A 2,636-nucleotide genomic window follows, 5' to 3' on the forward strand; every position below is an offset into this window, starting at 1 on the left:
CTTATCCAGTTCAAGAAAAGGGATCTGCATGAAAAGAAAGGTTATAACGAAGCGGGAACTAGAACACTGATTAAAAGAAAAAATAATTATAAACAGGGGGACAAGTATGGAAAAAAATAAATTTGAATATAGGGTAATTGGGATCAAACATAAAATAATAAAAGATGATATTGGAATTACTGACAATTCTGGTGTAGTCTCAGAAGAGGATATGGATGGGGAGTGGTTTGAAGCGGATTTAAGTTATTTCATAGGTAAAGGTGAACGTCCTGATGAATAAAACGCAAGAGAAAATAAAGAGGGAACGTCAAAAACTGACCAATCAGATAATAGAAAATCTAGAAAAGGAAGGCTCTATATGGAAAAAGGGATGGAATTCAGAACTTTTAACTCCCTATAACCCTACCAACGGGACAAATTATAAAGGGTACAACAGGATCAAGTTGATGATGGCGGCAGAAGATTCTAAATCCACGGATCCACGATGGATGACCTATAAACAGGCTCAGGAAAAGGGGTGGCAAGTCAAAAAAGGCTCCAAAGGAGTATCATGTGAATATTGGAAATTTGAAAAAGAGGTAAAAGAAAAAGACTCAGAAGGAAATGAAATAATAAAAAAAGAAAAACTTAAAATTCCTTTTGGAAACTCATTCACTTTGTTTAACGGGACAGATATCGATGGTATACCTGAGCTATCTAAAAGAGAAAACGTAGAGAGCAGTGAACTCAGGTTTATAAACGATACGCTGATAAAATCTTCAGAATGTGAAATCAATGAAATGGCCACCGACCGGGCTTTTTATAGACCATCTGAAGATAAAATATACCTTCCTCTTAGGGATTCCTTTGAGAAACCTCAGGAATTTACAGCTACTCTTATACATGAGATGGCCCACAGTACTGGTCATGAATCGAGGTTGAACAGAAAAAAAGGTAAATCCTTTGGGGACGAGCTCTATGCCAAAGAGGAGCTAAGGGCTGAATTGTCTTCAGTCTTCACTCAAAATAATTTAAATCTAAAACTGGATGCAACAATTGACAATCACTCTGCTTATATAAAATCATGGATTCAAGTTTTGAAAAATGATCCAAATGAAATCTCAAGAGCTGCAGCTGATGCAGAAAAGATATCTGACAGGCTGATAGTAAACTATAGAGAAACTGAGAAGGAAAAAATCCAGGAACTGATAGAAAAACCATTAAAAATTGATCCTTTCAGAGGACTTGTAGTCAGACACCACTATAGCGAGGCAAAGTCTGAGCTTGGAATAGAAGACAATACTATCCTTAGGGGAAGAAAGGCATATGAGTATCTTGAAAAAGTTGTCGATTTAGATAAAAAAAAATATCTTCAAAATAATAACCAAAATTCTAAAACTACATTTTACAAGACCAAGTTTACTTTTAAGCTGGGAGAATACGAGAAAGATAACAATGAGGCTGTGAGATATGATTTGGGAATCGGAGAGTTTGGAGGCCATACCAAAGTGTCATCTGCTCTTAAATTTCGTTTTAACGAGCATTTAGAAGCTCTGAATAATCAAAAAGAGTACTGGTGTTCTAAGCATGATATAAGTGAGAAAGAATTTGGCAGAGAACTGCAAAATATGGAAAAAGACATAGAAAAAATGGTAAAAAATCTAGAATCAAAAGAGCTAAAAAATGAGAAACAAAAACAGCCTAAAACTATAGGAAAAATAATATATCCACATAAATGTAAATCCAGAGAAAGAAGCAGGGACTTGGAGCGGTAAAAAAAGAACAGTGTAAATATAGATTGGTTTATATTGTCCTATAATAATAAAAAATTACAGATTTTTTATTATTATTTTGTGAGCCTTTTCAGGGCTCTCTTTTTGTTCGGAGGGATAAAAATGGCTAAAAAATACAGTAAGGAAGAAAAAAGAAAATATTTTAAGAAACAGATGAAAGAAATCAAAGGAACCATTAAAGATAAAATTCAGAGCTTCCTGGAGAACTCTGATGAGCTTAAAAAGTTTATAGACTTCAGAAGGCAGCACTTCTATTCTTACAGTCTGAACAACAGCGTTCTCATATATAAGCAATGTCCTGAGGCAAGCTATGTGGCTGGGTATAATAAATGGAAAAGCCTGGGGGTATTTGGTCAGAAAAGGTGAGAAAGGTTTATCTATACTGATACCTATTATAAAAAATAACGAAGATGAAAAGACTTCCACAGAGAAGAAAGTTATTTACGGGTTTAAGAAGGGAACTGTATTTGATATCTCACAGGTTGAAGCCACTTCTGAGGCTGTAGCATTACCCAGTATAGATATAAGTATAAAAGAGACAGAGCCATGGGTATGACAGACGGTAAAAATATCTACGTAAAACCCACTGACAATTTTGTAGATATGGCAGAAGTACTTATACACGAATTTACACATTTTTGGAATCACTATAAAGAAAATAGATATAAGCTTACAAAGAATCTGAAAGAGTCTGAAGCTGAGTTATGTACTCTCATCTTCGGCTCTTACTTTAATTTGGATATAAACGAAGCTTATAAGTATTTATCTATGTATCGCAAAGAAAGAGATATAGGCCAGTGTTTCGAGACAGCATACAGGACTTTCGAGTATATAGTAGACGGGTCTGAAAATAAGAAGGGCTTA

4 protein-coding genes and 1 pseudogene are annotated in these 2,636 nt (G+C 34.7%); all 5 read left to right on the forward strand.

What is annotated here, in order from left to right:
* The first annotated feature begins 106 nt into the window (after window positions 1-106).
* Window positions 107-280, forward strand: a complete 174-nt coding sequence (locus tag ABZA26_RS12190; protein WP_372714788.1) for a hypothetical protein — start codon at window positions 107-109, stop codon at window positions 278-280.
* A complete protein-coding gene (locus ABZA26_RS12195; protein ID WP_372714789.1) occupies window positions 273-1,754 on the forward strand; it encodes an ArdC family protein in 1,482 nt (493 codons plus the stop codon). The genes ABZA26_RS12190 and ABZA26_RS12195 overlap by 8 nt, the downstream gene beginning before the upstream one ends.
* Window positions 1,755-1,874: 120 nt before the next feature.
* Window positions 1,875-2,138, forward strand: coding sequence for a hypothetical protein (locus tag ABZA26_RS12200; protein WP_372714790.1), 264 nt, complete (start codon window positions 1,875-1,877; stop codon window positions 2,136-2,138).
* Window positions 2,122-2,328 carry a hypothetical protein gene (locus ABZA26_RS12205; protein WP_372714791.1) on the forward strand — a complete coding sequence of 69 codons (207 nt, stop codon included), beginning with the start codon at window positions 2,122-2,124 and terminating at the stop codon, window positions 2,326-2,328. The genes ABZA26_RS12200 and ABZA26_RS12205 overlap by 17 nt, the downstream gene beginning before the upstream one ends.
* Window positions 2,319-2,636, forward strand: a pseudogene (locus tag ABZA26_RS12210) (hypothetical protein); the annotation flags it as partial. The gene ABZA26_RS12205 and the pseudogene ABZA26_RS12210, both read left to right, overlap by 10 nt.

The organism is Ilyobacter sp. (genome assembly GCF_041583315.1).
In the GTDB taxonomy this organism is placed as follows: Bacteria; Fusobacteriota; Fusobacteriia; order Fusobacteriales; family Fusobacteriaceae; genus Ilyobacter.

Coding starts and splice junctions, on each gene's coding strand:
- ABZA26_RS12200 (WP_372714790.1), top strand. CDS start 1,875: ATGGCTAAAAAATACAGTAAGGAAGAAAAAAGAAAATATTTTAAGAAA.
- ABZA26_RS12195 (WP_372714789.1), top strand. CDS start 273: ATGAATAAAACGCAAGAGAAAATAAAGAGGGAACGTCAAAAACTGACC.
- ABZA26_RS12190 (WP_372714788.1), top strand. CDS start 107: ATGGAAAAAAATAAATTTGAATATAGGGTAATTGGGATCAAACATAAA.